This is a genomic window from Streptomyces geranii, assembly GCF_002954775.1.
GTDB classification, from domain to species: domain Bacteria; phylum Actinomycetota; class Actinomycetes; order Streptomycetales; family Streptomycetaceae; genus Streptomyces; species Streptomyces geranii.
In genome coordinates this window covers 338,532-363,887 of the sequence record NZ_PJME01000003.1, presented here as the reverse complement: position 1 = coordinate 363,887, position 25,356 = coordinate 338,532, and the positions used below count along the sequence as shown (strand labels likewise).

At 72.8% G+C, this 25,356-nt stretch carries 18 protein-coding genes; 8 read left to right on the top strand and 10 right to left on the bottom strand.

All coding sequences use genetic code 11. The features are described 5' to 3' along the window. The first annotated feature begins 186 nt into the window (after positions 1–186). Positions 187–1,053, top strand: a complete 867-nt coding sequence (locus CW359_RS06545; protein ID WP_105968795.1) for a phosphotransferase enzyme family protein — start codon at positions 187–189, stop codon at positions 1,051–1,053. Between the two features lie 73 nt (positions 1,054–1,126). After that, a complete protein-coding gene (locus tag CW359_RS06540; RefSeq protein ID WP_105968794.1) occupies positions 1,127–4,714 on the top strand; it encodes an nSTAND1 domain-containing NTPase in 3,588 nt (1,195 codons plus the stop codon). An 18-nt stretch (positions 4,715–4,732) separates the two neighbouring features. Here the strand turns inward: CW359_RS06540 and CW359_RS06535 are convergent, their stop codons facing one another. Next, on the bottom strand, positions 4,733–5,653 hold the full coding sequence (locus CW359_RS06535) for a LysR family transcriptional regulator (RefSeq protein WP_105968793.1): 921 nt from the start codon (positions 5,651–5,653) through the stop codon (positions 4,733–4,735). Positions 5,654–5,747: 94 nt separating this feature from the next. Here CW359_RS06535 and CW359_RS06530 point away from each other — a divergent pair, with 94 nt between their 5' ends. Then, entirely contained in the window at positions 5,748–6,797 is a 1,050-nt protein-coding gene (locus tag CW359_RS06530) for a DMT family transporter (RefSeq protein WP_232838253.1), read from the top strand. Positions 6,798–6,840: 43 nt separating this feature from the next. On the opposite strand, the gene CW359_RS06525 is transcribed toward CW359_RS06530, so the two are convergent. From CW359_RS06525 to CW359_RS06510, 4 genes are all read right to left on the bottom strand, one after another. Then, a complete protein-coding gene (locus CW359_RS06525) occupies positions 6,841–7,560 on the bottom strand; it encodes a 3'-5' exonuclease (protein WP_105968792.1) in 720 nt (239 codons plus the stop codon). A 112-nt stretch (positions 7,561–7,672) separates the two neighbouring features. Continuing rightward, positions 7,673–8,911, bottom strand: a complete 1,239-nt coding sequence (locus CW359_RS06520; protein ID WP_105968791.1) for an SAV2148 family HEPN domain-containing protein — start codon at positions 8,909–8,911, stop codon at positions 7,673–7,675. Between the two features lie 115 nt (positions 8,912–9,026). Further along, on the bottom strand, positions 9,027–10,322 hold the full coding sequence (locus CW359_RS06515; protein ID WP_105968790.1) for a copper amine oxidase: 1,296 nt from the start codon (positions 10,320–10,322) through the stop codon (positions 9,027–9,029). Positions 10,323–10,427: 105 nt separating this feature from the next. Then, positions 10,428–11,258: a Tat pathway signal sequence domain protein gene (locus tag CW359_RS06510; RefSeq protein ID WP_105968789.1), complete on the bottom strand. Its 831-nt coding sequence runs from the start codon at positions 11,256–11,258 to the stop codon at positions 10,428–10,430. A gap of 189 nt (positions 11,259–11,447) precedes the next feature. Here CW359_RS06510 and glgX point away from each other — a divergent pair, with 189 nt between their 5' ends. From glgX to CW359_RS06495, 3 genes are all read left to right on the top strand, one after another. Next, a complete protein-coding gene (gene glgX, locus CW359_RS06505) occupies positions 11,448–13,604 on the top strand; it encodes a glycogen debranching protein GlgX (RefSeq protein ID WP_105968788.1) in 2,157 nt (718 codons plus the stop codon). Between the two features lie 68 nt (positions 13,605–13,672). Further along, on the top strand, positions 13,673–16,057 hold the full coding sequence (gene treY, locus CW359_RS06500) for a malto-oligosyltrehalose synthase (RefSeq protein ID WP_105968787.1): 2,385 nt from the start codon (positions 13,673–13,675) through the stop codon (positions 16,055–16,057). A 375-nt stretch (positions 16,058–16,432) separates the two neighbouring features. Then, positions 16,433–17,692 (top strand): M14 family zinc carboxypeptidase, encoded by a 1,260-nt coding sequence (locus tag CW359_RS06495; RefSeq protein ID WP_105968905.1) that lies wholly within the window; start codon positions 16,433–16,435, stop codon positions 17,690–17,692. A gap of 36 nt (positions 17,693–17,728) precedes the next feature. On the opposite strand, the gene CW359_RS06490 is transcribed toward CW359_RS06495, so the two are convergent. The 3 genes from CW359_RS06490 to CW359_RS06480 all read right to left on the bottom strand — a co-directional run bounded on the left by CW359_RS06490 (position 17,729) and on the right by CW359_RS06480 (position 20,222). Continuing rightward, the gene (locus CW359_RS06490; protein WP_105968786.1) at positions 17,729–18,181 is read right to left on the bottom strand and encodes an SSI family serine proteinase inhibitor; all 453 of its coding nucleotides are present in this window, start codon (positions 18,179–18,181) and stop codon (positions 17,729–17,731) included. Continuing rightward, the gene (locus CW359_RS06485; RefSeq protein ID WP_105968785.1) at positions 18,178–19,503 is read right to left on the bottom strand and encodes a M14 family zinc carboxypeptidase; all 1,326 of its coding nucleotides are present in this window, start codon (positions 19,501–19,503) and stop codon (positions 18,178–18,180) included. The genes CW359_RS06490 and CW359_RS06485 overlap by 4 nt, the downstream gene beginning before the upstream one ends. A 167-nt stretch (positions 19,504–19,670) precedes the next feature. After that, entirely contained in the window at positions 19,671–20,222 is a 552-nt protein-coding gene (locus CW359_RS06480; RefSeq protein WP_105968784.1) for a DUF1707 and FHA domain-containing protein, read from the bottom strand. Positions 20,223–20,406: 184 nt separating this feature from the next. On the opposite strand from CW359_RS06480, the gene treZ reads away from it, so the two are divergent. Continuing rightward, positions 20,407–22,152 (top strand): malto-oligosyltrehalose trehalohydrolase, encoded by a 1,746-nt coding sequence (gene treZ / locus CW359_RS06475; protein WP_105968783.1) that lies wholly within the window; start codon positions 20,407–20,409, stop codon positions 22,150–22,152. A 113-nt stretch (positions 22,153–22,265) separates the two neighbouring features. Here the strand turns inward: treZ and CW359_RS06470 are convergent, their stop codons facing one another. Beyond that, positions 22,266–23,222, bottom strand: a complete 957-nt coding sequence (locus CW359_RS06470; RefSeq protein WP_105968782.1) for an aminoglycoside phosphotransferase family protein — start codon at positions 23,220–23,222, stop codon at positions 22,266–22,268. A 64-nt stretch (positions 23,223–23,286) separates the two neighbouring features. Further along, positions 23,287–24,414, bottom strand: coding sequence for an aminopeptidase P family protein (locus tag CW359_RS06465; protein WP_105968781.1), 1,128 nt, complete (start codon positions 24,412–24,414; stop codon positions 23,287–23,289). Positions 24,415–24,596: 182 nt separating this feature from the next. On the opposite strand from CW359_RS06465, the gene CW359_RS06460 reads away from it, so the two are divergent. Next, positions 24,597–25,352, top strand: coding sequence for a metallophosphoesterase (locus tag CW359_RS06460; protein WP_105968780.1), 756 nt, complete (start codon positions 24,597–24,599; stop codon positions 25,350–25,352). Positions 25,353–25,356: the final 4 nt, after the last annotated feature.

The following is a 25,356-nucleotide window of genomic DNA, read 5'->3' as shown; positions in this document are numbered from 1 at the left end:
CCCGGACGTCCCCGGACGGTCCCGTCATGGTCGTGAAGCCGATGTGCGCAGTCAAGGCACCGCGCACACGCCCCCACCAGTGCGAATGCGACACTGACCGGCGGATGGCGTGAACCCGACGCCGTTCACATACGTACGCGGCCATGGTCGGCGGATCATGGGCGTGACTTGCGCGGGAGGCGGACGATGGACGAGGCACGGGCCCGGGACGTACTGGCCACGGCGGGCGTACTGCCCGCCACGGCAGCGGACGTACGACTGCTCGCGCTGGGCGAGAACGCGGTGTTCGCCGCCGGTGACCTGGTCGTCAAGGTGGGCCGCGACGCCGAACTCCTCGACCGCGCCCGGCGGGAGCTGGACATCGCGCTCTGGCTCGCCGAGGCGGACGTCCCGGCGGTCCGCGCGGCCGACCCGAAGGCGCTCCTCGTCGAGGGCCACCCGGTGACCGTGTGGCACCGGCTGCCCGACCCCGAACGCCCCGCCGAACCAACGGATTTGGCCGAACTCCTACGGATCGTCCACGCCCTGCCCCTCCCCACCTCCTTCACCCTCCCGCCGCGCGAACTCCTCAGCGGCGTCGAACGCTGGCTGCGGCTCGCGGGCGACGCGATCGACCCGGCCGACGCGGCGTATCTGCGCGAGCGGCGCGACGGTTTCGCGGCAGCGGCAGCCGCGCTCGTCCCGCGCCTGCCGCGCGGCCCGATCCACGGCGACGCGCTGCCCCGCAACGTGCACATCGGCCCCGCCGGCCCGGTCCTGGTCGACCTGGAGACCTTCTCCGCCGATCTGCGCGAGCACGACCTGGTCGTCATGGCCCTCTCCCACGACCGGTACGGCCTGCCGACCGAGTCCTACGGCGCGTTCACGGATGCGTACGGGTGGGACGTACGGGAGTGGGAGGGGTGCGGGGTGCTGCGCGGGGCGCGGGAGACGGCGAGCTGTGCGTGGGTGGCGCAGCACGCGCCGGTGAATCCGAAGGCGCTGGCCGAGTTCGAGCGGCGGGTGCGGTCGCTGCGGGAGGGGGACGAGGCGGTGCGCTGGTATCCGTTCTGACCGCCCGTTCGCGGGGGCGCCGGTGTGCGTAGGGTGGGCGGCGTGTTGGTGATCCGTCACGGGTGGGGGCAGGGTGGATCGTCGTCTGGCGAAGCTGATCGTGGACGTCCTGATCATGCTGGTCGGGGCGTTGCTGGGCATCGCGGCCAACTACGCCACCAGCCGCACGGATCATGTGCCTTGGCTACTGCGGGTGTTGCGGGAGTGGTCGTTGCCGCTGGTCGTGACGGCGATCGTGCTGCTGGTCGCGGGACAGATCTGGCTGCACCTGCTGGACCGGCCGGTGGCGATCAGCCGGAGCTGGGACGCGGCCCAACCCCCTTATCCGGGGCTTGAGTCGTTCACCGAGGCCGACGCCGGGGTGTTCTTCGGCCGGGACCGGGAGATCAGGGACCTGGTCGGCAGGCTGCATCCCGCCGTACCGGCCCGCGCGCACCGGTTCGTCGCCGTGATCGGCCCCTCGGGCAGCGGGAAGTCGTCGCTGCTGCGGGCCGGTCTGCTGCCCACCCTCCGGCTGCGGCGCGGGCGTTGGGAGATCCTGCCGCCCTTCACGCCGGGCACCGACCCGCTGGCCGGGCTGGCGGCGAGTCTGGCCGCCGCGCCGGGGATCGGCATGAGCGTCGAGCAGGTTCGGGCGGAGCTGGGCGAGGGGGGTTCGGGGGTACGGCGGTGTGTGGACCGGGTGCGGGCGGCGGCGGGTAGGCGTGGATCCGGCGGACGTGCGGCGCCAGGTGGGCGTGCGGTGCCGGTGCTGCTGGTCGTCGATCAGCTTGAGGAGGTCTTCACACTGAGCGGGGCTCGGGAGCGGGACGCGTTTCTCGCGCTGCTCAGGGCGTCGCTCGCGGCGGACCCCTTGCTGTGGGTGGTGGCCGGGCTGCGGTCCGACTTCCTGACGGACGTGCTCGAAGCCGGGCACGCCGAGCTGGTACGGCAGCCCGCGCTGGTCGGGACGCTCGGCCGCCCGGAGCTGTTCGAGGTGATCGAGAAGCCTGCCGAATGCGTCGGCCTGACGTTCCGACCCGGGGCCGTAGCACGGATGGTGGACGACGCCGGAGGCGGTGACGCGCTGCCGCTGCTGGCGTACACCCTCCAGGAGCTGTACCTGCGGGTCGGCGCCGGCGGGACGGTCACGGCGGAGGACTACCGTCGTTCGGGCGGCGTCGCCGGGGCCCTGTCCGACCAGGCGGATCGCATCAGCGCCGAACTGCGCGCGGCCGACGCGGACTCGCCCGTCCTCGCCACACTGCTGAGGTTCGTGGCGATGGAGCGCGGCGAACCGACCCGCCGCCGGGTCGACCGCGCCGAACTCACGGACCAGGAACTCGTGGTGGCCGAGGCGTTCGTGACGGGGCGTCTGCTCGTCGGCGCGGACGGCGGCGTACTGGATGTCGCTCACGAGGCCCTGTTCCGGCAGTGGCCGCCGCTGCGGCAGACCGTCGAGGCCCGGGCGGAGGAGTTGCGGCACCGCACTGAACTGGAGCGCTGGGCACGGGACTGGGACCACTCGGGTCGCAAGGACGCGTACCTCCTGAACGGCGAACGCCTGCGCACCGCACTCCAACGGGCGGACGGCGCGGCCGACTTGACGACCGGCGCCCCGCTCCTCGCCGAGTTCCTGGAGTGCTCGGCGCGGCTGGACCGGGCGTCCGCGGAACAGCACGCCGACGCGGTGGCCGCGCGGGTGACGGAGATCGCCGCCGGTGATCCGGAGCTGGCGCTCCTGGGTGCGGTGGCCGCACTTGAGGAGTGGGCCCCGACCTCGGCCGCCCAGCAGGCACTGCACACCGCGCTCAACGTCTCCCACCTGCGGGCGGTGTTCCGGGGCCACGAGCAGGACATCAACGCGGTGGCCTGGTCGCCCGACGGCACCCGGCTGGCCACGGCCTCCGACGACGGCACGATCCGGATCTGGCACGGCGACGAGCGGCCCCCTCCCCGCACCGGGCCAACGGTCCTCGCACCCGACGGCACCAACAGCCGCGTACAGACGGTGACTTGGTCGCCGGACGGGAACCACCTGGCGAGCGGCGCCCGGGACGGCACGGTCACCGTCTGGGACGCCGCGACGGGTACCGCGCTCGGCACACTCACCGGGCACGGCGACGCCGTCCAGGCCGTCGCGTGGTCACCGGACGGCCGGCGGGTCGCCACGGCGAGCAGTGACCACACAGTGCGGATCTGGGACCCGACGGCCCTCGTGGAACTGACCTTGCTCACCGGCCACGAGCGACAGGTGCGGGACCTCGCGTGGTCGCCGGACGGGGAGCGGGTCGCCAGTGCGTCGGACGACGGTACGGTGCGCGTCTGGTCCGTGGAGGCCGGTGGGGCGGCCGGCCAAAGGGCTGCACACCAGGCCGCTGTCTCCGGCGTCGCGTGGTCCCCCGACGGGACACTGCTCGCGTCGGTGTCGGAGGACCGCACCGTCGTCGTCTGGTCCGCCATCGACCTGACCCAGCTCCAACTGCTGCGGTGCCGGGACAAGTTGAGCTGTGTCACCTGGTCCCCCGATGGCCGGTACCTGGCGGTCGGGGACGAGGTCCGGACAGTCCGGATCTGGGAACCGGACACCGGCGCGGAACGCACACTGTCCGGCCACACCGACAGCGTCAACGCCATCGCCTGGCACGGCTCCCGGATAGCCACCGTCTCCCGCGACAGAACGGTGGCCGTGTGGGACGCCACCGCACGCGGCGGTCAGCGCGCCACCCTGCGCGGCCACACCGCATCGGTCACCGGCGTCTCCTGGTCACCGGACGGCACCCGTGTCGCCACCGCTTCCCAGGACGGTACGGCGACGATCTGGGACCTCGCGGCAGGCGCCGCGGAGGCGGAGCTGGGGCACGCCGGTGAGGTGTCCGGCGTGGCCTGGTCGCCCGACGGCGCCCGGCTGGCCACGGTCTCGCTCGGCGGCGTCGCCACCCTCTGGAACGCGAGCGACCGCACCCAACTCTCCGTACTGCGCGGCCACGACGACGAGATCACCGCGATCTCCTGGTCCCCGGACGGCACCCGTATCGCCACGACGTCACGGGACCGCACCGCCCGCGTCTGGGCCGCCTCGGACGGCGGGGAACTCAAGGTACTCCGGGGCGGCGGCCACTGGCTCGGGGGCGCCACCTGGTCGCCCGACGGCCGTCGTCTCGCCACGTCGTGGACGGACCGGGCGGTCTGCGTCTGGGACCCCGAGCGGGGCACGCGCGTGACCACCCTCGAAGGGCACACGGACTACGCCTGGAGCATTGCCTGGTCCCCCGACGGGACACGCCTCGCCACCGGCTCCCGGGACAACACGGTCCGTGTCTGGGACTCGGTCACGGGCGCCGCCCTCCGCGTCATGACCGGCCACCGCGAACGGGTCCAGGGCGTCGCCTGGTCCCCCGACGGCCGGCACCTCGCCACCGCGTCCTGGGACCGGACGGTCCGGCTCTGGAACCCCGTCGACGGCCGGGAGTCGAAGGTCGTCGGCGTCCACGACGACGAGGTCAACGCCCTGGCCTGGCACCCCGACGGCTCCCGCTTGATCACGGTGTCCCGCGACCGCACGGCAAGGATCTGGGACCCGACGGCGGATCTCGAAACCCTGCTCGCGCTGGCCCGCTCCCGAGTCTTCCGCCGACTGACGGAGGACGAGCGACGCAGCTTCCTCCTACCGGACAACTGAAGCAACTGAAGCAGGAGTTCAGCCGTCGTCGTCATGGGCGAGTCCGTCCCTGATCGTGCGTGCCGCTCCGCGCAACTCGGTGAGCACCGTTCGTACGGCCTTTCTGGCCGTACGTTCCGGGCGGTGGAGGGCGTCGATCCGGCGTCTGGCCTGCACTCCGCTGAGGGGTTTCAGGACCAGGTCGGGGTGGGGGCGCGAGGTCCAGCGGGGCATCAGGGCGAGGCCTCCCCCGGCGGCCACCACCTCCGCCGCCACCGAGAACTCGTTGATGCGGTGGGCGAGACGGGGCCGGCGGCCCGCCGCCGTGGCGATGGCCTCGATCGTCGCCATGATCGGAAAACCGTCGTGTACGGCGATCCAGGGCTGGTCGGCCACATCGCGCGGGGTCAGCCGTGGCTTGGCGGCGAGCGGGTGACCGGCGGGCAGGGCGACGTCGAGGGGTTCGCTCAGCAGCGGGGTCGCCGTCACCGTGCGCGGCCAGGGCGGGGCGTGGTCGAGGCGGTGGGCGAGGACTAGGTCGTACTCCCTGGTCAGCGGCGGGAAGTCGTCCTGCGTGACATCCGCGTCGGCCAGCGCGAGCACCGGCCCGTCCGGTCCGGCGAGGGCGCGCAGCAGCAGTGGGAAGAAGGCGGCGCCCGCGCTGCTGAACGCCGCCACGGACACCTCCCCGTCCGGCCGGTCCAGGAACTCCTCGACGGTGTGCCGGGCCCGCGCGAGCGCCGACTCCACCTCGGTCGCCGCGCCCGCCAGCGCCTGTCCGGCGTCGGTCAGCACCAGCCGCCGCCCCTGTCGCTCGGTTAGCGGGACTGGGATGGCCCGCTGGAGCAGCCGCAGTTGCTGGGAGATCGCCGAGGGCGTGACGAGCAGCGCGTCGGCGACAGCCGTGACGCTGCCCAGCTCGCCGAGTTCGCGCAGGATGCGCAGCTGACGTTCGTCCACGGACCCAGTGTAGGCGGACTGTGTAGTGAAACTAAAAGATCGTTGAAGAAGGTGGCTCTAGGCTTCAAGGTCTCCGCCGGTGCACCGTAGTCGCGTGTCCGACTCCCGCCGTACCGATGCGGTACTCCTCCTTGTCGCGCTCGTCTGGGGCTCCAGCTACCTGTCCGCCCAGACGGCCACCACCGCCCTGCCCGTCCTGGTGGTCCTGCTCGCGCGGTACGCCCTCTCCGCGGTCGCCTGTCTGGGCCTGGTCGCGGCGGGACAGGGCAGGGAGCGAAGCAAAGCCGGGGACGGGGGCCGGGGCCAGGTCCGCGTCCGGGTCCGCGGCCAAGGCTCCCGGCTGTGGACGAGGGAGGAACTGCGGGCCGGCCTCCCACTCGGGCTGACGCAGGCAGCGGTCCTCGTCATCGAGACATACGGGGTCGCCCACACGACCGCCGCCAACGCGGGCCTGATCATCAGCCTGACCATCGTGCTCACCCCTCTCCTCGACCGCGCCGGACACCCCGGCGGGCTGCCCCCGGCGTTCTACGCAGCCGCCGGGGTCTGCGTCCTGGCGGTGGGCCTGCTGATGTCCGGCAACGGCTTCCACGCGCCGCGTCTCGGTGACCTGCTGATGGTGGGCGCGGCGCTGATACGGGCGGTCCACGTGGCCCTCGTCGGACGCCTCACCGCCGGCCGCCCGATCCGCCCCCTGCACCTGACGACCCTCCAGACGGTGATCGGCACGGCCCTGTTCCTGCCTGCCGCCGCCCCCGACCTCCCGGCACTCGCCCGCGCCGACACCGGCACCTGGACGCAGTTGCTGTATCTCGCCCTGTTCTGCAGTGTGTTCGCGTTCCTGGCACAGACGTGGGCGGTACAGCGGACGTCGGCGAGCCGGGCGAGTCTGCTGCTGGGGACGGAGCCGATCTGGGCGGCGGCGATCGGAATCGCCCTGGGCGGCGAACACCTGACGCCGCTCACGGCGCTGGGGGCGACCCTGATGGTGACGGGCACCTACTGGGGCCAGTCGGTGGAACGGGCCCACCGGGCCCGCCGAACCCCCCGAATTCCCTCGCCCCCGCCGCCCCTACCCTCCCCCAGAGGGGGGACCCCCACCATCCTCGGGGGCTCCGCCCCCGAACCCCCGCTACGGCGCTGAACGAGCCTTGTCCTCAAACGCCGGACAGGCTGAACCCCCACCCTCAAACCCCGACCCCAACCTCCCGCACAGGCCAACTCCCATCCACCACAGCCCCCACCTCCCCCTTCCTCCGCAAGAACCCCTGAAAATCCGCCGCCCACTCCGCATACCACTCGACCTGCCGCCGATGCAGCTCCACCGGCCCCAACCCACCCACCTTGGGATGCCGCTCGGCTATCGCACACGCCAACCGCGCCGCCGCCAACGCATCCGCCGACGCGTCGTGCGCCGCGTCCAACGCGACCCCGTACTCCGTACACACCGCTTCGAGGTTCCGCTTCCCGCGCCGATAGCGGTCGACGGACCGGTCGATCGTGTACGGGTCGATCACCGGCGCCGGTTCCAGCCCGTCCAACCGCTCCCGCAGGGACGGCAGCTCGTGCCGCCGCAGCTCCGCCGAGAGCAGGGTGAGGTCGAAGTTGGCGTTGTAGGCGACGACCGGTACGCCCGTCCTCCAGTACCCCACCAGCACCTCCGCGATGGCGTCCGCGACCTGGTCGGCCGGGCGCCCCTCGCTCGTCGCGCGCTCGTTGGTGATGCCGTGCACGGCCACCGCGTCCGCCGGGATCTCGACGCCCGGATCCGCCAGCCATTCCCGGCGGCCGAGCGGTTCCCCGCCCCTCACCTCGATCACCGCGCCGGTGACGATGCGCGCCTCGCGCGGGTCCGTCCCGGTCGTCTCCAGGTCGAAGCCGATCAGCAGCTCTTGGTGCCAGCCCATGCCTGGCCCCCCTTCTTGGTGGTGCTTTCCCCCAGTGGTCTCCACGATCCCACGAGCCACTGACAATCAGAGGACCGCACTCCGCTTGCCGGAGCCGCACAGGCCGGTCAGGTCAGGACACCGGCCGCGAATCCGCCCAGGCCACCTCGAACTCCTCGCGATACGTCGGGAAGATACCGATCTCCTCCACCTCGCCCGACTTGACCGTCCGGCTCCCGCCCCGCAGCACCAGCACCGGCGCCTCCATGCCCCGGGTCCGCCGCAGATAGGTCTGCACGATCGCGACCCCGTCCGAGCCGTCCCCGTCGACGAGGTAGGCGGTGAAGCGGGGTGTCTCGTCGAAGACCTGGATCTCGAAGGCGCCGGGGTCGCGCAGCTTCGACCGCACCCGGCGCATGTGCAGGATGTTCATTTCCACGGCTCGGCTCAACTCGCCCCGCTTGAGGCCGAGTTCCCGCTCGCGCCGCTTCACCGCGCTGGACGCGGGGTTCAGGAACAGCAGCCGTACCCGGCAGCCGGACTCCGCGAGGCGCACCAGTCGCCGTCCGGAGAAGTTCTGCACCAGCAGGTTGAGGCCGATGCCGATGGCGTCGAGGCGGCGCGCGCCGCCGAAGATGTCCTCGGCCGGGAACTGGCGCATCAGCCGCACCCGGTCGGTGTGCACGGCGACCACGTCGCCGTACCGGTCGCCCACCAGGTCCTCTACGGCGTCCACCGGCAGCCTGCGCGCGGAGGGTACGTCGCCGCCCGCGCCGAGGGTCTCCAGGAGCTTGCCGGAGGCGCGTTCGGCCTGGTTGAGGACGGCCTCGGACAGGGCGCGGTTGCGGGAGACGACGTTGCGCGTCACCTCCAGCTCGTCCAGGGCGAGTTCGACGTCGCGGCGCTCGTCGACGTACGGCTCGAAGCACGGCCAGTGCTGCACCATCAGCTCGCGCAGCTGGGGCAAGGTGAGGAAGCTCAGGACGTTGTCGTCGGCGGGGTCGAGCAAGTAGCCCTTGCGGCGGCTGACTTCACGTACCGCGACCGCTCGCTGCACCCACTCCTGACCGGCCGGGCCCGCGGCGGCGACCACCCACTCGTCGCCGTGGACAGGTTCGTAGATCGGGCGCAGTACGGCGGCCACGACCGCGCGCAGGCGCTGTTCGACCAGGTTCAGCCAGATGTAGGCCCGGCCGGCCCGCTGGGCGCGCGTACGCACCTCGCGCCAGGCGTCGGCGTCCCAGTCCAGTTCCGGTCCAATGGAACCCGTCTCCATCGGCCGTGCCAGGGACACCGCGCCGGGCGGGACCTCTGTGGAGTTCCCCTCGTGACTCTCGTCACCAGGGGGCAGCTCCAGCCCTCCCGAGCCCACCCGTGTACCGCCTTCCGCTCCCCCGAGCTTCTCCCCGTGGCCGGTCCCGGCCAACGATCAAGGAAGGGTACTCCGGGAGCGGTCGGCGGTGCAGCAGGATGGACAGGGTCGTTTCTCAACTACCGCTTTCGACATGCCCGTTCTGATCGGCGAGGGCGGCGGGAGTGAGCGGATTCATAGCCGTGACATCGCGCGGGGCGATGGCGAAGCCCTGCCAGTGGACCGGCATGGGCTGCTGGTCCTCGTCCCGGGCTATGTGGTGGAAGCCGACGTTCACCCAGACCAACGGGTGTGTGAGGGTCTGTCCGTTGACCCATCCGTCGACCGATTTCTTCGCGCCCGCACCGCAGTTGCCCAGGTTGTCGCTGGCGAACTGCTCGCACTTGTTGTACTCGGTGAAGTAGATGTCGTGCTTGGTGAAGCCGCGGCCCGGGTACTTGGTGCTGGCGCCGGGGACGATCTCGTACGAGCGCGCGTGGCCGTCCTTGTTCTTGCCGGTGGCGCTGACGATCCGCCACCAGCGCATGTTCTTGGCGTCGCCCGCGAGTTCCTTCTTGACCTGGGTGCGGGTCGTTCTGTTCGTGGGTCCCTCGTCGCCGCTCGCGGGCGGGCTGACCACGGAGTCGTACTGCTCGATCTTGCCCTTGGAGGAGCCGTCGAGGCCGAAGTCGAGCCGCCAGAAGACGTTGTGGCTGTGGCTGGTGGCGTACGCCTTGGCGCCCTTGCCGATGGGCCAGCCGCGGCCGTCGCCCGCGTCGTAGTCCTCGGGGGCGAGGCTGCCGGTGGCGCCGACGTTCATGTTGACGGTGCCGTCGTCCTGGAAGCGCCACTCGGTGATGTATTCGTACCAGCCGACCTGGTTGACGGTGTAGACGAGCAGGTCCTTGCCCTGGGTCTGCCAGACCTTGCCCGCGGTGTCGCCCTGCATGCGGTAGGCGTGGCCGCGTGAACGGGTCGTGGTGCACAGGCCCTTGACGTTCGCGTTGTCCGGGTCCCAGGCCTCGGGGACCTTGACGGTCTTGATGGTGCCGCCGGGGCACTCACCGGGCGCGAGGTTCATCAGGCCCTGGCCGAAGCCCGCCTGGGTGAGGTCGCTGTACTCGGCCTTGCCGTCGTCGTAGGGGACGTGTATCTGGCCGAGCTTCGCCGAGTTGAGGACCTTGATGGGGGACTCGCCCGGGGGCTGGTACGTGACGTTCTCCAGGACGAGCCCGGCCTCGCTCTCGTAGCGCCAGCACATCCGCCAGGTGGTGCCGGTGGTGAGCTTCTGCTCGATGCGGTACGGCGCACTGCACGGGGCGGGCGGCACGGGGCCCGCCTTCGGCTGGGCGGTGGCCGGGCCCGCCGCCGTGGTGAGGCCCGCGGCCAGGGCGACCGCGGAGAGGCCGGCGAGCACATACTTTTCGCGCATGACGAAGAGACTCCCAAGGAGGAGAGATCGAGACAGGGGTAACAGGAGTAAGGGGAGGGACAGGAGAGGGAAAGAGGGAAGGGGGCGGGAAGGAAGAGCCCCCGGTCAGCCGAGCGCGGCGACCTTGCGCGTGCTCAGGTCGATCACCAGCGAACGGGCGTCTATCCAGGGCCCGTTCTTCACCTTCGGGAAGAGCCGCACGCAGCGGTGCTCACCGCAGGAGGCGAGCACGGCGGGCTGGGCGCCCGGGACGGCCCGGTAGATCATGCTGGTGACGAGCAGCTGGTCCGGTGCGGTGAGGTCCTTGCCGGTCGCGTCCTTGTAGTCGGCCTTCAGGCCCGCGCCCAGCGGGTCGGCTATCAGCAGCACGGTCGCCTCGGCGGTCTCGGCGCGGGTCAGCGGCGGCTGTACGCCGTGCTGGGTGCCGGTCCGCTCGACCTTGCCGGTGTCGAGGTTGACGGTCCTGGTGACCAGGGTGTCGTCCTTGTAGTCGTAGTACGACACGTCCGCGCGCCGGGGCGCGTTCGCGTTGTCCACCTCGGAGGCCTCGGGGTCGGCGAGGTCGACGCCGATCCGCTGCGGGCCGCGCTCCCCCTCGACGTTCTCACTGGAGTCGAGCAGCTGGCGGTTGAGGACGATCCGCTCGACCTTCGCCATCTCGCCGTCGGTCAGCGGGTCGCGGCCGGTGCCCTTCGCGCCCTCGGCGGGCACCTGTTCGACGACGCCGGGCGGCACGGCGGCCTGCTGCCCGGACTGGTCCGCGCTCCCGCCCGTGCTCGTCGGACTGCCCGAGTTCCCCGCGCTCCCCGTACCTCCCGATTCGTCGGCCCCCGCCGGTCCCGGCAGCGTCACCGCGATCATGACGGCCGTACCGGCCACCGCGATCCCCGTACCCGCCACCACCTTGCCCAGGTGGCGGCGCACGATCTTGCGCACATTGTCCCCTTACTCCCCCTCACAGCCCAGGGAGTATGTGAAGAAGGAAGGTTTTGACATACCCGGGTGAGCGGGTACGCACTGGTCGACCGGTAAGAGGGACGTAAGTCGTAGGTGGTTCCATCACTTTCGGGGAGACTCGGAGCGGAGTCGCCCCAGCGTCGAACCACAACTGAAAGAGTCGGGTGCATGCAGGTCTGGCCAGGAGAGGCGTACCCACTCGGTGCCACGTACGACGGCGCCGGCACCAACTTCGCGGTCTTCTCGGAGGCCGCCGACCGGGTCGAACTGTGTCTGCTGCACGACGACGGCTCGGAGACTGCGGTCGAACTGCGGGAGAGCGACGCGTTCGTCCGGCATGCGTATCTGCCCGGCGTGATGCCGGGCCAGCGGTACGGCTTCCGGATGCACGGCCCGTACGCGCCCGAGCGCGGCCAGCGGTCCAACTCGGCGAAGCTGCTGCTCGACCCGTACGCGAAGGCGATCAGCGGCGCGGTGACCTGGGGCGAGGAGGTCTACGGCTACCACTTCGACGCACCCGAGCGGCGCAACGACCTGGACTCGGCGCCGCACACCATGTCGTCCGTCGTGGTCAACCCGTACTTCGACTGGGGCGACGACCGGCGCCCGCGCACCGAGTACCACCACACGGTGATCTACGAGGCCCATGTGAAGGGCCTGACGATGCGCCACCCGGCGCTGCCCGAGGAGTTGCGCGGGACCTACGCGGCGCTCGCCCACCCGGCGATCATCGAACACCTGACCAAGCTCGGGGTCACCGCCCTGGAGCTGATGCCGGTCCACCAGTTCGTGAACGACCACCGGCTGGTCGACATGGGCCTGAACAACTACTGGGGCTACAACACGATCGGCTTCTTCGCCCCGCACAACGCGTACGCCTCCTGGGGCGACCGCGGCCAGCAGGTCCTGGAGTTCAAGTCGGCGGTGCGGGCGCTGCACGAGGCCGGTATCGAGGTCATCCTGGACGTGGTCTACAACCACACCGCGGAGGGCAACCACCTGGGCCCGACGCTGTCCTTCCGGGGCATCGACAACGCGCAGTACTACCGGCTCGCCGAGGACCAGCGCTACTACATGGACACCACGGGCACCGGCAACTCGCTGCTCATGCGGTCCCCGCACGTCCTCCAGCTGATCATGGACTCGCTGCGCTACTGGGTCACCGAGATGCACGTGGACGGCTTCCGCTTCGACCTCGCGGCCACGCTGGCCAGGCAGTTCCACGAGGTGGACCGGCTGTCGTCGTTCTTCGACCTGGTCCAGCAGGACCCGGTGGTGTCCCAGGTGAAGCTGATCGCCGAGCCGTGGGACGTGGGCGAGGGCGGCTACCAGGTGGGCAACTTCCCGCCGCTGTGGACCGAGTGGAACGGCAAGTACCGCGACACCGTACGGGACATGTGGCGGGGCGAGCCGCGCACGCTCGCGGAGTTCGCGTCCCGGCTGACCGGCTCCTCGGACCTCTACCAGGACGACGGCCGCCGCCCGCTGGCCTCGATCAACTTCGTGACCTGCCACGACGGTTTCACCCTCAACGACCTGGTGTCGTACAACGACAAGCGCAACCTGGCCAACGGCGAGGACAACCGGGACGGCGAGAGCCACAACCGGTCCTGGAACTGCGGCGCGGAGGGCGAGACCGACGACCCGGACGTCCTCGCCTTGCGGGGGCGCCAGCTGCGGAACTTCATCGCGACCCTGATGCTGTCCCAGGGCGTGCCCATGATCAGCCACGGCGACGAGTTCGCCCGCACCCAGGGCGGCAACAACAACGCGTACTGCCAGGACAACGAGATCTCCTGGGTGCCGTGGCCGGACGCCGGGGAGAGCGACGGCGGCACCGCGGGCGACGACGACGGCGAGGCCGGGCCGGCCGATCTGCTGGCCTTCACGCGCGCGATGGTGTGGCTGCGCAAGGACCACCCGGTCTTCCGCAGGCGCCGCTTCTTCCACGGCCGTCCCGTGGAGGGCACTCACGACGACCTGTCGGACATCGCCTGGTTCACCCCGGCGGGCGAGGAGATGGTCCAGCGGGACTGGGACTCGTCGCAGGCGGGCGCGATGAGCGTGTTCCTCAACGGCAACGCGATCTCCGAACCGGGTGCCCGCGGTGAGCGGATCGCCGACGACTCGTTCCTGCTGATGTTCAACGCCTCCCCGAAGACGCTGGAGTTCGTGGTGCCGGTCAACCACGGCCGCAGATGGCAGGTCGTGATCGACACGGCCCGCCCGGAGGGGGTGCCCCCGGGCACGGGCGCGAAGGTGGAGGCGGGCGACCGGCTGACCCTGACGGACCGCAGCCTGACGGTGCTGCAGCGCCCTGCATAGGGCCCGTCCGGCGACCGGATGCACGACCCCATGACACGAAAGGCTGCTGGGCGGGTACGTAGGTTCCCATGACACCTGAGCGCCCTGACCCGGTCGTGCCCACGGCCACCTACCGGCTGCAGCTCCAGCCCGCGTTCCCGTTCGACGCAGCGGCGGCGGCCGTGCCGTATCTGGCCTCGCTCGGCGTCTCGCACCTGCATCTGTCGCCGTTCCTGGAGGCCGTGCCCGGGTCGACGCACGGCTACGACATCGTGGACCCCGCGCGCGTGCGCGGTGAACTCGGCGGCGAGGACGGGCTGCGCGCACTGGCGCGCACCGCGCGGGAGCACGGTCTCGGGCTGATCGCCGACATCGTGCCCAACCACATGGCCATGTCGCCGCGCCACAACCGCCCCCTGTGGGAGGTGCTCAGGGAGGGCCCCGGTTCCCCGTACGCGCGCTGGTTCGACATCGACTGGGAGGCGCAGGGCGGCCAGGTGCTGATGCCGCTGCTCGGGCAGCCGCTCGGCGCCGTGAGCGACGAGCTGAAGGTCGAGCGGTGGCAGGACGCGCACCTGGGGTACGACGGTCATGTCCTGCGCTACTACGACCATGTCCTCCCCCTCCGCGAGGGCACCGAGGAACTGCCGCTGCCGCAGCTCGTCGACGCCCAGTGGTACCGCCCGGTGTGGTGGCGGCTGGCCCGCACCGAGCTGAACTACCGGCGTTTCTTCAGCATCTCGGAGCTGATCGGGGTGCGGGTCGAGGACCCGGAGGTGTTCGCGGCGACCCACGGGAAACTGCTGGAACTTCTCGACGACGGGGTCGTGGAGGGCCTGCGGGTGGACCATCCGGACGGTCTCGCGGACCCGGGCGGCTATCTGCGCCGGCTGCACGGGGCGAGCGGGGGCCGCTGGACGGTGGTCGAGAAGATCCTGGCCGACGGGGAGCGGCTGCCGGCCGGCTGGCCGGTCGCGGGTACCACCGGGTACGACGCCCTGCGGCACGTGGACGGCCTGTTCACGGACCCGGCGGGCGCCGGTGAACTCCTCGGCCAGTACCGGCGCTTCGCGGCCCCTCAGGCGGACCGTGGCGGCCATTGGGAGGCGACGGTACGGCGGGCCGCGTACAAGGTGGTGACGCACGAGCTGGCCACCGAGGTGGACCGGCTGACCCGGGTGGCGAACCGTATCTGCGCCACCTCCCCGGACCCCGCCCTGCGCGACCGCGCCCCCTGGGCCCTGCGGACCGCGCTGCGCGAGCTGCTGGTCCGCCTGGAGGTCTACCGCCCCTACACCCCCGGCGACGCGGCCTCCCTGGTCACCGAGGAGGCCGCCGAGGAGGCCCGGCGGACGTTCACCGTCCCGGAGGAGGGCGGGGCCGTGGACGTCGTACGGAATCTGCTCCTGGGGCGCTGCGGGGACGGGCCCGGGCAGGCCGAGTTCCGGGACCGGTTCGCGCAGACGGCGTCGGCGCTGCGGGCGAAGTCCGTGGAGGACACGGCGTTCTACCGCTATGTGCCGCTGCTGTCGGCGACCGAGGTCGGCGGCGGTCCGGGCAGCCCCGCGGTGTCGCCGGAGGACTTCCACGCCTACTGCGCGCGCGTGCAGCGCGACTGGCCGGCCACGGGGACGGTGCTGTCGACGCACGACACGAAGCGCAGCGCCGACGTCCGCGCGGCGCTGGCCGTGCTCACCGAGTGCCCGCAGCGCTGGGCGGACGTCCTGGCGGAGGTCACGCGCACCGGCGAGGGCGTGCCGGACGCCCAGCTGGCGTGGGCGGCCTGGCAGACGGCCTTCGGGCTGGGCCCGGCGGACCCGGAGCGGCTCCAGGGCGCCCTGCTGAAGCACGTCCGGGAGGCCGGCCTGCACACCGCCTGGACGGAGCAGGAACCGGCGTACGAGGCGGCTGTGGCGGCCTTCGTGGCGGCGGGGCCGGGCGGGGCGCCCGGCGAGGCCGTGGCGGCGCTGCGGGGCGTCCTGGAGCCGTATGTCCGGGCGAACGTCCTGGGGGCGGCCCTGGTCCATCTGACGATGCCGGGCGTGCCGGACCTCTACCAGGGCACGGAGAGCGAGTACCGGGCGCTGGTGGACCCGGACAACCGGCGCCCGGCCAGCTTCCCTCCGGAGGTGCCTGGCGTGAAGGCCGAGCTGACGGGGGCGGCGCTACGGCTGCGCGCGCGGCGTCCCGGGGTGTTCGGCGACACGGCGACATACGCGCCTGTTGTCGCGGAGGGTCCGGCGGCGGCGCACTGTCTGGCGTTCGCGCGCTCCGGGGAGGTGGTCACGGCGATCACGCGGTTGTCGCTTCGGCTGGCGGACACGGGCGGCTGGCAGGACACGCGGCTGCCGCTGCCGCCGGGCCGGTGGGCCGATCTGCTGGCCCCGGAGCGGGAGTTCACGGGGCACGCGCGCGTGGCGGAGCTTTTCGCGCGGCTGCCGGTGGCGCTGCTGGAGCGGGTCGGCGAGGAGTGACGGGACGGCACCAGGGGGCGCGCGCGGGGTTGGTGGAGCGCGTGAGGCTTCTTCGCGCGCCTGTGCGGGCGCTCCGGCGCCCGGCTCACGGCCGCGCGCGGGCCCGGAGCGGGTGCGGGACGACCGGCGCGTGGTCGTGACCGGCGTCGCCCGCCTCGCGCCCGGTGGGCGGCACGCGCGCGTGCCCTCGGCCGGGTGTACGCGTGCCGTCCGTACGGCCGGTGCCCCCGCCGACCGCCCCCGTGGACCGTGTCCGTCCGCCGCGTCGGCGGCGAATGCTCCTTGGCGCCCCCTGGAGCCGCCCCGTCACCTTCTTGACAGTTCCTGGACGCCATGGGGTACTGCGGATTGCGACGCAGGGTGGACCAGACGGGGGTGAGTCTCCTGCCGGAGCTGCGCTACCCCAGTGTGAACGAACTCGTCTCGTCCGCCCGGGCGCTGGCGGCTCACCGGCCCGGCCTGTGCTCCTTCAGGCAGGTGGGCTCCTCCCGCGCGGGGCGGCCCCTGCACCTGCTGTCCGTGGGCCACGCGCAGCGCGCCGTGCTCGTCGTCGCGGGCGCCCACGCCAACGAGCCCACGGGCGGCTCCACGCTCCTCGCCCTCGCCGAACGGGCCCTGCGCGACCGGGAGTTGCGGGCGGACACCGCCTGGCACTTCCTGCTGTGCGCGGACCCGGACGGCGCCAGCCTGCATGTCACTCCGGCGCCGCGCAGCCTGCTCGACTACCACCTCGGCTTCTACCGGCCCGCCGGGCCCGAGCAGCCGGAGTGGTCGCCCTCGGTGCTGCCGCCCGACCGGCTGCCGCCCGAGACCCGTGCCCTGATGGGGGTCATCGACGCGGTGCGGCCCTACCTCCAGGTCACCCTGCACGGCACCGACGTGGGCGGCAGCTGGGTACAGCTCACGAAGGACATCCCCGGGCTCGCCGAACCGTTCGCCAAGTCGGCGGCGGAGCTGCACATCCCGGTGGAGACGGGCGCCTCGGACGCGGCGGGCTGGCCCGCGTCGGGACCCGGGGTGCATGTGATGCCGGCGCCGGGCTCGCACGCGGCGTACCCGAGCATGCCGGACGACGCCCGGCACAGCACCTGGTACCACGCCCACCGGTACGGCGGGCTGACCGCCGTCGTCGAGGTGCCGATGTGGGCCAGCGACCTGGTCGACGACCCGGCCCCGCATCCCGCCCCGGCGGCGGCGATACGGCGGCTCGCGGACCGTCTGCTGCGGGACGGGCTGGAGGTCGAGCGGGTCCTCGCGGACGCGCTGCCCCGGCCGGCGGGCCCCGAGGTGCCGCTGCTGCGGGCCGCCCGGTGGGCGCTGGAGCTGGTGCCGGGACTGGCCGCCGACTGGACGCGGACACCGCCCGCCGACACGACGATGGCGTACGTCGGGAGCGTGGACGCCTTCGGCCGCCGGCTGCCGCTGCGGGCCGCCGCGATGCTGCTGCGGGTCCTGCGGGAGACCGACGACCGCGCGGCACCCCGTCTCGAACACCTGGTCACGGTCTGGAGCGAGGCCTTCATGGACCGCTTCCGCGCCCGCTGGGTGCCCCTGGAGCACCAGGTCGAGCACCAGGCCCGCACGGTGCTGGCGGCGGCCCGGCACGCGCGCGAGGGGGCCGCCCCGAGGAGTTAGGCGGTTCGGCCTCCGCGGGGCGCCCTCGGCGGACCGCTACAGGGCGAACACGGAGCCGGTCCTCGCGCCCAGTTCGCAGCCGTTGGAGAAGGTCCTGTCGTACTCCTGCGGGCGGCCGTTCCACTCGCCGTGCGCGTGCACGGTGACCGGGGCGTAGAGCATCGGGCAGATGACCTTCCGCGGCGGGATGCCGGCGATGTCGCCGTCCGCCGCGTCGAGGTCCGCGCAGGCCCGGTCCGCCTGGGCGTGTCCCTGGGGCGGGTCGCACAGCACCAGGGTGCCGCGGGTGCCGCCGGAACCGGACTCGCCCCGGGTGACGGTGACGTAGAGCCAGTTGTCCCCGGCGGTGTACTGGGAGGCGGCCTGGGCGGGGGCGGAGGCCGCGGCGAGGAGGCCGACGGCCAGCAGGGCACCGCGTACGGCTCGCACGGTGGTCCTGAGGGTGCTGTCGGTCCGGCCGGGGGCGCCGGTGTCGATCGTGTGGGTCATTCCCTGTGCATCGGCACCGCGGCCCCCGCTCCCCAGCCCGGCTCACCCGAACGTGAGCCCACGCGCGCGTGCCTGCCCGCCAGTTCGAACGCGGCGAGCACCACCCGCGACTGGTACTCCACCTGACGGGCGACCGGTATCCAGCGCGCACCGCAGCCGTCGCGGTAGTCGGCGCACCATTCGTCGATCAGCCGGTCGAGCGCGCACCGGACGTCGGCGGCCCCCGGACCGGCGGCGCACGCCAGCTGGTGCAGCAGTCCCGCCGTGCGCAGGGCCAGTTTCCGCCCGGCGATGCGCAGGGTGGCCAGGTGGGCGGTGCTGAGCGGGGGCAGGGGGCGCGCGGTGCCGTCGTCGGTGTCGGGGTCCCAGGCGTCGGCGAGGCCGGGGCAGACCAGGAGGTAGTCGTCCACGGGGGCGAGGAGCCGGTCCGCGTCCGGCACGCGCGCGAGGTGGGGTCTCAGACGTCCGAGGGCCAGCTCCAGATACCGCGTGTCGTGCCGCAGGGTGTGGCTGACGGTGCGCAGGACCGCGTCGGCGTCGGCGGGCGGGCTGTCGTCCTCCACGGCGGCGACGCCCCACATGGGCGCCTCGACGATCGCGGTCACCGTGCCGTGCCGGTGCGGATGGAACCAGGTCGACTCGACGGCCGCCTCCGTGATGGCGGCGGCCAGGTCGCCGCGTCTGGGCGGCGGTATCCGGTGCACGGCGGGTCCCAGGCGGGGCCAGTACAGGGTGTCGAACGGGCCGAGTTCGCGCGGTATGCCGAGCCGGGCGGCGGTCTCGGCGACGCGCTGCGGGAGGCCCGGCAGGTCGCGGGTGAGTTCCACGAAGGCGCCGCCGACGTCGACGCCGTGCAGCGAGCACTGGAAGAACGGCCGTAGTTCGTCCTGGACGGCGAGCAGCGCGCGGGTCTCCGGCAGGGCGGCGCGGGCCGCGCCGTCGGGCAGCCATTCGGGCTGTTCCAGGAAGCCGGGCCGGAAGAAGTTACGGAAGTAGTGCCCGAGGGTGTAAGGGCCGCCGAGCCAGCCCTCGTTGCGGCGCGACCCGTCGGGGTCGACGCACAGCAGCAGGTTCCAGGTGGCGTCCGCGCGGACGGTCGGTCCGGGGTCGGCGAGGGCCCGCTCGGCGAGCCTGAGGGCGGTCGCGCCGCCCACGGGCTCGTTGGCGTGCGGTCCGGCGACGACGAGCGCCTGTCGGTCGCCGTGGCCCACGGAGAGCAGCCACAGGGGCGTACCGCCGCGCGAGGTGCCGACGGTGCGCAGCCGGGCGTCGGCGGGGTGCCGGGCGACGAGCGCGGCGGCCCGGTCGGCCAGCTCGTCCACGGACGGGTAGCGGAGGAGCGGCGACAGGACACACCTCCACGAGCGGGACCGTCGGATCACCTGGTGTACAAGGCGCACGCACAGTCAGTCACGACTGCGGGGGTACGTCAACACCGCGGCGGGCAAAGTGAATCGCCCCTCCGGGGAGGGCACCCACGCGCGCGGGATCACTCCGCGGCGAGCCTGAACGCCATGTGCCCGAAGCTGATCTGGTCGCCGTCGCGCACGACGGCCGCGCCGATCACCCGGCGGCCGTTCACCGTGGTCCCGTTGGTCGAGCCGAGGTCGCGCAGCACCCACAGGCCGCCCTGGTGCCGGAGTTCGGCGTGCACGCGCGAGACCGTCTCGTGGGTGAGCCGCAGGCCGTTGGCGGGGTCGCGCCCTATGCGCAGGGGGTGGCCGCTGCCGGGGTGGGGCAGCAGCAGCTTGGGGAGCCGCTCGGACTGCCAGGCCCTGCGCAGCCGTACCGTGAAGCCGGAGACCGCCTCGACGGTGCCGAAGACCAGGCGGGACAGGCGGTTCTCGGTGGGCAGGTCGGCGGTGAGGACGGCCAGTTCGTCGGAGCGGCGGGCGGCGAGCGCGAGTTCCATGCGCCGGATGAACGTGTCGTGCGAGAGCCGGCCCAGGGCGACTCCGTCCCGCAGGACCTTCAGCGCCCGGTCGCGCTCCGCGTCCGAGAGACGCGCTGGGTACGTGTGGAACTCGAAGGACGACGTCACGTTCGTGATTGTCGGGCAGTGCGCGCGGGGTGTCCAGAAAACGCGGAAACGGCGGCCTCCCGGACCGGTCCGACGACACCTCGGGCAATGGTGAGGATTCAAGCGCGGAGTGCGGGCGTTTGAAGCACGATGGGACGGGCTACCTCCCGGTGGGCAGCACCCGGCAGACGAAGGGGATCCGTCCGTGCACTTCGAGGTGTGGGCACCGCAGGCCAGTCGTGTGACGCTCCATTGCGACGCGGGCACGCGCGCGTTGGAGCGCGATCCGGAGCGCGCGGGCTGGTGGTCCGGCGAGGCCGAGGCCGCGGACGGGTCGCGCTACGGCTTCGCCGTGGACGACGGCCCCGTACGGCCCGATCCGCGCTCGCGCCGCCAGCCGGACGGCCCGGACGGGCTGAGCGCGGTCGTCGACCACGGCCTGCACACCTGGCGCACCGAGTGGGCGGGCCGCGCGCTGCCGGGGGCGGTGCTGTACGAGCTGCACGTGGGCACGTACACGCCCGAGGGCACGCTGGACGCGGCGGCCGGGCGCCTGGGCCATCTGGTGGAACTGGGCGTCACGCACGTCGAGTTGATGCCGCTGTGCCCCTTCCCGGGGCGGCACGGCTGGGGGTACGAGGGGGTGTCGCTGTGGGCGGTGCACGAGCCGTACGGCGGCCCCGAGGCGCTGAAGCGCTTTGTCGACGAGGCGCACGCGCTCGGTCTGGGCGTGGTTCTGGACGTCGTGCACAACCATCTGGGCCCGTCCGGCAACTATCTGCCCGTCTTCGGCCCGTACTTCACGGACACGCATCAGACGCCGTGGGGTTCCGCCGTGAACCTGGACGCGCCCGGGTCGGACGAGGTGCGCGCGTATCTGCTGGGCAGCGCGCTGGCCTGGCTGCGCGACTACCGGATCGACGGGCTGCGTCTCGACGCGGTGCACGCGCTGCGGGACACGCGCGCGTGCCACTTCCTGGAGGAGCTGTCGACGGCCGTGGACGCCCTCGCCGCCGAGCTGGGCCGGCCGCTGTCACTGATCGCCGAGTCGGATCTCAACGACCCTAGGCTCGTCACCCCGCGCGCGGGCGGCGGTCTCGGGCTGCACGCCCAGTGGAGCGACGACTTCCACCACGCCCTGCACACGGCGTTGACGGGCGAGTCGCAGGGCTACTACGAGGACTTCGCGCGGGCCCCGTTCGCGGCGCTCGCCAAGACGCTAACCGGCGGCTACTTCCACGACGGCACCTATTCGACGTTCCGGGGCCGGGCGCACGGCCGCCCGCTCGACCGTACGGGCGTCGCCGCGCACCGGCTGCTCGGCTACACGCAGACCCACGACCAGATCGGCAACCGTGCCCAGGGGGACCGCCTTTCGGCCGCCCTCTCCCCCGGTCTGCTGGCCTGCGCCGCCGCGCTGATGCTCACCGGGCCGTTCACACCGATGCTGTTCATGGGCGAGGAGTGGGCGGCGGGCACCCCGTGGCAGTTCTTCACCGACCACACGGACGCGGACCTCGCGGAGGCCGTACGGCGGGGCAGGCGGCGGGAGTTCACGGCGCACGGCTGGGCCGAGGAGGACGTCCCTGACCCGCAGGACCCGGCGACCCGCGACCGCTCCTGCCTCGACTGGTCGGAGCCCGAGAACGAGCCCCACGCGCGCGTGCTGTCCTGGTACCGGGAACTGATCGCCCTGCGCCACGCACAGCCCGACCTCACCGACCCGGACCTGTCGGACATCAAGGTCGCCTACGACGAGGACGCCCGCTGGCTCGCCTTCCGGCGCGGGGACGTACGCGTGGTGGCGAACCTCGCCAAGACCTCGGCGGCGATCCCCCTGGGCCCGCGCCGGGCACAGGTCCTGGCCGCCTGGGAACCGGTCGAACTGCCGGGCGCGGACGGGCTGCTGCACGTCCCCGGGGAGTCCTGCGTGGTGCTGGAGCAAGGGTGAGCGTCTCGTGGACGTAAGCGTTTACGCAATCGTTTGCGTAAACGCTTACGTTGCCCGGCGCCCCGCACCGTGGCCCCTCCTGCTCCCCCTCCCCCGTCCCGCCCGCCGCCCGACTACTCCTCCTCGTCCCGCTCCCGCAGCTCCGTCACCCGTTCCAGCAGGATCGCCTCCCAAGCTCGGCGCAGCTGGACCCTGAGCAGGGGCCGTGGGCCGGTGTCGCGGCCGGCCAGGCTGTCGGCGAGCCGGACGACCGTGTCGCAGCGGGCGAGCCACAGGCCGCGCAGACAGGGGCGGGCCGCGTATCCGGCGAGGGTGGCGGCGCGCACGGCGGCGGGTGCGCCGACCGCGCGGGCGAGGCCGGCGATGTCCTCGGCCGGGTCGCCGACGACCGTGTCGGTCCAGTCGAGCACGCCGCGCACCCGCCCGTCGGCGCTGACCACGAGGTGCTCGCCCCTGAGGCCGTGGTGGACGAGGACCGACGTACCGGCCTGTGCGGCGAGCTGGGTGGTGGCGGACGAGGTCAGCTGGTGGAGCCGCGCGGGGTCGAACTCGTCGGCCGCGGCGAGGCGTTCGGCCGCGCTCACGGCGGCCCGGCGCAGGGCCTCCAGGGAGCGGGGCGCGACCCGTGGCACCCCGAGCGTCTCGGCCTGGCGTGCGGGCACCTCGCGCAGGCCCGTGAGCAGCCCGGCCAGATCGGCCTCGCCGACGGCGGAGACGTCGTGCTCCTCGGCCGTGCCGCCGGGCACCCTGGTGTCGAGCGTGTAGGCCAGTCCGCCGGCCCACTCGCCGTGCGCCACGCCGACGGGCACGGCGACGCCGAGGTGCGGGCGGACGAGGTCGCGCAGCCGCAGTTCGCGGCGCAGTCGCGCGGAGGCCTCCCGGTCGGGGGCCAGGCGCAGGACGTGCCGGGTGCCCACCCACCAGGTCGCGCCCTCGCCGCCCTCGCCGCCCGCGCCGACGGGCCGGACGTCGGGCCCGGTAGCCGCGCCCGTGCCGGGGGCGCTGTCCGCGAGGAGTGAGCGGACCAGTCGGCGGACCGTGTCCGCGGTGGGTGTCGGTGCCTGGGTCATGGTCGCGCCGTTGTCGTCCGGAGGGGAGGGTGGCGGAGGGGCGGGGCCCCGGGTGCGTGGTCGGTCAGTCCACGGTGACCAGCTCTCGGGTGGTGTTGTTGAGGCGCCGGCCGCCGTCCTCGGTGACCGTGACGATGTCCTCGATGCGGACGCCGAAGCGGCCGGGCAGATAGATGCCGGGTTCGACGGAGAAGCACATCCCGGGGACGAGGGGCAGTTCCTCGCCCTCGATCATGTACGGCGGCTCGTGCGTGGTGACGCCGATGCCGTGGCCGGTGCGGTGGATGAAGTACTCGCCGTACCCGGCCGCGGTGATGACCGCGCGGGCCGCCCGGTCGACGTCCTGGCACGCGGCGCCGGGCCGTACGGCGCGGAAACCGGCCTCCTGGGCCTCGCGCACGATGTCGTGGACCCTGCGCCGCTCGGCGTCCGGTTCGCCGACGTGGACCGTGCGGGAGGTGTCGGAGCCGTAGCCGTCGAGGAGGCCGCCGAAGTCGAGGACGACCATGTCACCCCGCTCGATGACCCGGTCGCCCGCCTCGTGGTGCGGATCGGCGCCGTTGGGGCCGGAGGCGACGATGGTGAAGTCGACCTGGGAGTGCCCGAACCGCCGCAGCAGCTCGGCTAGATCGCCCGCGACGTCACTCTCGCGGCGCCCGCCGAAGGGAACCTTCCGGATCTCCTCGTACGTTGCGTCCGCAGCCGCGCCCGCGGCTGCCAGCCGGGACAGTTCCGCCGCGTCCTTCACGGCGCGCAGCATCGGCAGTCCCTCGGTGAAGGAGACGTACGAGGTGCGGGGCAGCGCCTTCTGGAGTGCCAGCAGGTGCAGTGCCCAGGCGTTGTCGCTGACCCCGAAGCGGCCGGCCGCGTCGAGTAGGGCCGCGGTGGCCGCGTACGGGTCCTTGCCGTCGGTCCAGTCGCGCAGGGTCAGGGCGGGTGCGCCCGCCGCGTGTGCCGCGTCCGGGGCCTCCAGGGCGGGGACCACGAGGACCGGGTCCTGTCCGGCGGCCAGCACGAGCAGGGTGAGGCGTTCGGTGACAGCGGTGGGCGCGTAGCCGGTCAGCCAGACGAGGTCGGGTCCCGGTGCCACCAGGAGCCCGGCGAGTCCCGCGTCCTCGGCCGCGCGGGCGGCACGCCGCATCCGGTCCCGGTAGTCGTCGGCGGTGAAGGGCGCGGGCCTGCTGCCGGTCATCCGGGCCTCCGTGGAAGGGCGAGGGGCTACGGGCAGCATCCTGCCCGGCCGGGAGGTGCGGCGCGAGCCGGTTGACGGCTCTTCCTGTAGGCCTCTCACGCCCACTACTAACGGAAGGAGCTTGAGCAAGCATTAGTACTAATGCTTAGATCTCCTTGAACCATTAAGGGAGGCGGAAGGCAATGCTCGTACTCGCCCACATCAGCGATCTGCACCTCGACGGAACCGCACGCTCCACAGCACGCGCCGAACGGGTGCGCGACCGGCTGTGGGAACTGCCGGGGCATGTGGACGCCCTGCTGGTCACCGGGGACATCGCGGACCACGGCACGGAGGCGGAGTACGAGGAGGCCGCACACCTCCTCGGACTGCGCACCGGCGACGCGCCCTTCCCCGTACTCACCTGCCCGGGCAACCACGACAGCCGCGCCCCGTACCGCAAGGCGCTGCTGGGACTGCCCGCCGGCGGGGCCCCGGTCAACAGCGCGCACGTCTTCGACGACGCCGCCGTCCTGATGTGCGACTCCAGCGTGCCCGGGAGCGACGAAGGCGCCCTCGACGACGAGACGTACGACTGGATCGACTCGACGCTCGACGAACTCGACGAGGGCGTCCCGGCACTGCTCGCCTTCCACCATCCGCCGGTCGCGCTGCACCACCCGCTGCCGGACGCCTGCCGACTGGGCGATCCCGACCGGCTGGCCGCCCTGATGGAGCGCAGGCCGCAGATCGCGGGGCTGATCACCGGCCACGCGCACACACCGGCCGCCACGACCTTCGCCGGACGGCCGTTGGCCGTCGGCCCGGGGGTGACCTGGACCCTGCGGCTGCCCTGGGAGGGCACGGAGGTCGCGGACCGGGACGCGCCGGTCGGCCTCGCGTTCCATGTGCTGGCCGACAGCGGGCGGCTGACCAGCCACTTCAGGGTGGTCGCGTGACGGA